5 protein-coding genes and 1 pseudogene are annotated in these 5,322 nt (G+C 44.2%); 1 reads left to right on the plus strand and 5 read right to left on the minus strand.

Annotated elements, in window-relative coordinates:
- Positions 1-141: 141 nt before the first annotated feature.
- The gene (acsF, locus tag ACRC32_RS24965) at positions 142-1,218 is read right to left on the minus strand and encodes a magnesium-protoporphyrin IX monomethyl ester (oxidative) cyclase (RefSeq protein WP_438556502.1); all 1,077 of its coding nucleotides are present in this window, start codon (positions 1,216-1,218) and stop codon (positions 142-144) included.
- Positions 1,219-1,614: 396 nt separating this feature from the next.
- Between acsF and ACRC32_RS24970 the strand changes: the two genes are divergently transcribed.
- Complete coding sequence (locus tag ACRC32_RS24970; RefSeq protein ID WP_438556503.1) at positions 1,615-2,094, plus strand: NINE protein; 480 nt, start codon at positions 1,615-1,617, stop codon at positions 2,092-2,094.
- A gap of 92 nt (positions 2,095-2,186) precedes the next feature.
- On the opposite strand, the gene ACRC32_RS24975 is transcribed toward ACRC32_RS24970, so the two are convergent.
- From ACRC32_RS24975 to ACRC32_RS24990, 4 genes and pseudogenes are all read right to left on the minus strand, one after another.
- Positions 2,187-2,903: a DUF2996 domain-containing protein gene (locus ACRC32_RS24975; protein ID WP_438556504.1), complete on the minus strand. Its 717-nt coding sequence runs from the start codon at positions 2,901-2,903 to the stop codon at positions 2,187-2,189.
- 143 nt (positions 2,904-3,046) lie between these two features.
- Positions 3,047-3,322 (minus strand): MoaD/ThiS family protein, encoded by a 276-nt coding sequence (locus ACRC32_RS24980; protein ID WP_438556505.1) that lies wholly within the window; start codon positions 3,320-3,322, stop codon positions 3,047-3,049.
- A 96-nt stretch (positions 3,323-3,418) separates the two neighbouring features.
- The gene (thrC, locus tag ACRC32_RS24985; protein ID WP_438556506.1) at positions 3,419-4,720 is read right to left on the minus strand and encodes a threonine synthase; all 1,302 of its coding nucleotides are present in this window, start codon (positions 4,718-4,720) and stop codon (positions 3,419-3,421) included.
- Positions 4,721-4,982: 262 nt separating this feature from the next.
- Positions 4,983-5,322: pseudogene (locus ACRC32_RS24990) on the minus strand (NAD(P)H-quinone oxidoreductase subunit 4); the annotation flags it as partial.

A 5,322-nucleotide genomic window follows, 5' to 3' on the forward strand; every position in this document is an offset into this window, starting at 1 on the left:
GGGGGGTTGGGGGGATCTTCCGTGACGTAGTTTCAACAAACCGAGATTCAAGCCTAACTTTTGAGATTTTGGCGATTCTTTCACAAAAAAAGTGGTTCTGCATAGTACAGAACCACTTTAGCGGAGCAAAACTTAAAGTTGCTATCGTACCATTCCGTGAGACGGAGCAACGTCAATTGGCTTCATCAGGTACAACCGCAATAATTGCCAACCATTGGAAACATAGAACGGTAATTTCTGGAAGAATTGTAGAAACTTCGGCGTATTAGAGCTAGCGATCGCCGTTAATTTTTCATTATTCTTCACGCAAACATCTAAGCGTTGGTAAAACTCTGGATTCTCTACATCCAGCATCACCGGAAATACCCGTCCTGCGGTTTCGTTCGTCTTCTCAATCACGTAGACATCGTAATCCCGTGCATTCAAGCCGATGGAAGCATAGAATCCAGCCCGCTGAATATCGTTAAGATACATAGTGGCAAACACTGACAGCAGGAAGAAGCGACACCATAACCGCGCTTTCCAGTCATTTAACATTTGCGGTTGCGCCCGCATAATCGCATCAAAGAAATCACCGTGACGGTTTTCGTCCTGACACCAGTTTTCAAAGAAGCGGAAAATTGGATAGATCCGATCTTCAGGATGCGCTTGGAAATGACGGTAAATCGTGATGTAGCGCCAGTAACCGATTTTTTCCGATAGATAAGTGGCGTAGAAGATAAACTTCGGTTTGAAGAAAGTATACGTGTGGTTCTTGGTTAAGAATCCTAAATCGAGCGACAAGTTAAAATCAGACATCGCTTTATTTAGGAAACCTGCGTGACGGGCTTCATCCCGCGACATGAGGGCGAAACACTCTGCCAATACGGGGTTTTTACCCTTCAAGCGGCGGCTGAGTTCTTTGTACAGCAAGAAACCAGAAAACTCTGCCGTGCAAGAACGCTCTAAAAACTCAACAAATAATTGGCGAGTTTCCCCATCAATGTGATCCCAAGACCTTTCAAATTCTTCATCTCGGACGAAGTGATGGCGATTGTAGTCAGTACGAAACTCTTCGAGTATTGCTTTCAACTCATCTTCGTTGACGGAAATATCCATCCGCGCCATTTCATCGAAGTCTGTTGTATAAAACCGAGGCGTAAGTATGGTTTCCTTTGCTGGAGCTTTTACCCCAGGACGTATTTCTTCAAAGCTCGGTTTTTTTAGGGAATCTACCATGTCGTTTTGCTCTTGTGGGGTTCTTATCTCTGTAACAAAAGATAGAGCGCAATTTATTATCTAAAATTCAGTCTACCAAGGGTTCAGGGCGATCGCGTGGCTTTACCACATTAAGAGTTACTACACCCCATCAACTTTTTTTACAAATTCGTTATTTTTTGGGCAAAATAGGCTGATTTATGCATTGAAAATCGGGAGTCGTAGGGGCGGGTTTTTTGAAGATCCCTGTAAATAACAAATGGCTCTGCGGTTAAACCCGCCCGTACGGGAGTCGGGAGTGGAAATACAAATGACCAATGACCAATGACCAATGACCAATGATTAATAACCGTACCTGTCAAATCCAATACCAATCTCTAACATAGAAAATACGCTCCCTGGTTATCCACACAACTTATGAATAAAACTAGTAGTTCTTATATTCTGTGGTTGGGTTGTTTGCTTCAAGTTTACGGGTTGCATCGCTTCTATAACGGCAAAATAGCTACGGGTTTGTTGTGGCTATTTACCTTTGGCTTATTCGGTGTCGGGCAATTGATCGATTTATTTCTAATTCCCGATATGGTAGATGATTACAATGCTAAGCTGAGAGCCAAAATGGGCTTATCTGCTGCTGGCGTACCGCTATCAGACCCGGTAGTTGCTACCCAGACAATCCAAATAAATCCTAAAGAGCAATTGATGGTTAAATTGCTCAAAGCTGCGGCGGCGCATGGGGGTAAGCTTTCCGTCACGCAAGGCGTGATGGAGACTGGTGCTAGTTTTGCTCAGGTAGAAGCAACCTTAAAAGAAATGGTCAAGTCTGGTTATGTGGGAGTTGACAACCATCCTGCAACTGGAGTGGTCGTTTATAAATTTATGGAATTGCCATCGTAGCGATTTGCAGTTGAATGAAATACAAAGATAGTAGGGACGCACAGATGTACGCCCCTACAAATACCATATCTAGAATGAGAATATAGTTGAACTTAATTCAGTGACAGCCACTTTTGACCGTTCAACCGTTGGATGATTCCCCACATTAATAGGTCGAGTGTCATTTTGCGTTCGTCACCCAGAAAATGCTCGATTGTACTGGGTCGAGAGCCTTCATTGCAAGAGAAATATTTCTTGCCTTGAATATCTTCGTCAGGGAAATAAAGGTTGAATTGTCGCGAGACATTTTGCCACTTACCAACGATTTGCCAGCACTCTTGTTGTTCGTAGCTCACAACAGGCATTTTTTGCTTGGCGAAAGTTAAGTCTATATCCACTACTCCTTGAGCCTTTAAAGCTTTCTCGATAGCTGGGATGTAGTCTTGTTGAATGAACTCAGTAAATGGTTTATCTTCGACTGTCGGACCCTTTTCTTTCTTAGCTTTAGCGGCTGGCTTGTCGGCTTTGGGTGATGCGTCAGGTTTTTTGGAACCTGGCTTGTCAGCTGCTTTTGCTTGCTGGTCAGTTTCATTTGGAGCTTCTGCTGTCGCCGTGCCTTTTTCCTTTGCCTCGTCCGTATTCGCCACTAAATTCTCTTCTGGAACTGGTGCGTTGGCAGTAGGAATCTCTGAAGCTTCTGGGTCAGAAGTCGTTTTGAGATTTTCTGCAACGACATCAGGAGCTTGTTTGTCTACAGTGCTGGGTGGCGCGTTTTCGCCTGCCGTTTCTCCTGCTGGAGCCTGTGCTGGATTCTGATTTTCTTCTGCCATTGCTCAACTCATTCCTCGATCTATTAGGTATAAGAGCGATCGCTTTATAAGTTTTTCCTTAAGAACATTGTGACACGATAGTAGAGACGTTACATGTAACGTCTCTACACTGATAACTGACAACTGACAACTGAATAACTGAATTAACCGCCAGCTACCGCAGGGACGATGCTCACTTCATCGCCTTCTTTTAAAGGTGTATCTATACCATCCAAAAAGCGAATATCTTCGCTATTGACGTATAGATTCAAGAAACGACGCGGTTGTCCCTGTTCGTCACACAAACGGGACTTAATCCCAGGAAAACCCTGTTCCAGAGATTCAATCAGCTCGGCTACGCTATTACCGCTACCCTCATAAGTAGCTCGATTGTTGGTGAACTTTTGCAATGCAGTCGGAATTAGTACTTTAACAGCCATAAATTAGGGAATAGGGAGTAGATAATTTTAAAGTCAAAAGTCAAAAGTCAAAAGCAATAATTGCTAATGACAAATGACTAATGACAAATGACTAATTTAAACCAAAACTTGTTGCCAATCTAGGCGTTCGAGGGTACGAGAACGCTCTAATGCTCTTTCAAAGCTATCGAGTTTTGGCTCAATTGTCAGGGGTTCGCCTGCATATCCTTGAATGGCTTCTTGTGTCTTCAAGCCATTTCCAGTGATGTAAGCAACGGTAGTTTCTTCGGGGTCGATTTTACCTGCTTCTACCAGTTTTTTCAACACGGCGATCGTGGTTCCACCAGCAGTTTCGGTAAAGATACCTTCAGTTTCTGCTAGTAATTTGATTCCTTCGATAATTTCGGGATCGCTAACTGATTCAATATTACCGTTTGTTTTCCGCGCAATATCTAAGGCATAGACACCATCCGCTGGATTACCGATCGCAATTGATTTAGCAATCGTACTCGGTTTTACTGGTTTGATAAAGTCTCTGTTTTCCCGATAAGCTTGGGCAATCGGCGAACACCCATCGGCTTGCGCGCCGCTGAATCTGACGTGCTTGCCTTCTACTAAGCCAACTTCGGTAAATTCTTGGAAGCCTTTGTAGATTTTGGTGAACAGGGAACCAGAAGCTAGAGGCGCAACTACGTGGTCTGGTAATTCCCAACCCAGTTGTTCTGCAACTTCATAACCTAAAGTCTTGGAACCTTCGGAGTAATAGGGGCGCAAATTGATATTGACAAAACCCCAACCGTATGTATTTGCCACTTCAGAACAGAGGCGGTTGACTTGGTCGTAGTTACCTTGTACTGCCATTACAGTAGGGCTGTAGATCAAAGTTCCTAAAACCTTACCTGCTTCTAAATCGGCAGGAATGAAAACGCAGCAATCTAACCCTGCGTGAGCGGCGATCGCCGCGGTAGAATTAGCTAAATTTCCCGTACTCGCACAAGATACTGTCGTAAAACCTAATTCTCTAGCGCGAGTCAGGGCAACCGATACCACCCGATCCTTAAAGCTGAGGGTAGGCATGTTGACGGCATCGTTTTTAATGTAAAGCTTTTTCAGTCCGAGGCGACGCGCTAGGCGATTGGCACGAACTAAAGGTGTTAAGCCAGTTCCGACATCAATTGGGTTATCAGTAGCAACAGGTAAAAAAGGACGATAGCGCCAAATTGAGTGGGGTCCTTTTTGAATGCTTTCGCGAGTGACGGTATCGCGCAGAGCGTTGTAATCGTAGGCAACTTCCAATGGTCCAAAGCAATATTCGCAAACATGCATTGCTTGTAGTTCGTACTCAGCACCACATTCTTTACATTTCAAGGCTCTAAATGTGGCGTTTGTCTTGGTTTGGTTTGCGATCGCCTGAGTCATTAGTCATTCCCTCGATTGTCCGTCAACTTCGGTTGATACTAACACGGTGTATATAGCGAGTCAAACATACCCGACTTTTTTTGTCGGGATTTATTCGATCGCAACATAAATTAGGGGCGCACATCTGTGCGCCCCTAAACGAAATATGCTTTATATGGTCTTGCTAATGTATGGGCGGGTTTACCAAACATTTCGACTGGTGACTGAAAATCTCGGTGAACCCGCCTCTACAAACAAATGACCGATGACTAATGACAAATGACTATTCAGCCAAATTTGATGTCTGAGTTACGGCTAACTGAGGTGCAGTCAGCAGGCGAGAATATAGAGGAGTCTTGGGCTGCTGCGCTACCACGGTAGACAGTGCGGTACGTACTTGGCTTGCGACTGCTACCGTCTTTACATCAAAAGTTTGAGTGGCAATTTTAGGATACAAGCCAATGCCAACGATGGGAACTAGCAAACACATTGCGATCGCAACTTCTCTCGGTCTAGCATCGCCTAAATATGACTCGAATGCCAGTTCGTGATTTTCTTTTCCATAGAAGACTTGCCGCAACATGGACAGCAAGTAAATTGGAGTCAGAATTAAACCAACAGCC

Source organism: Chroococcidiopsis sp., assembly GCF_051657925.1.
In the GTDB taxonomy this organism is placed as follows: Bacteria; Cyanobacteriota; Cyanobacteriia; order Cyanobacteriales; family Chroococcidiopsidaceae; genus Chroococcidiopsis.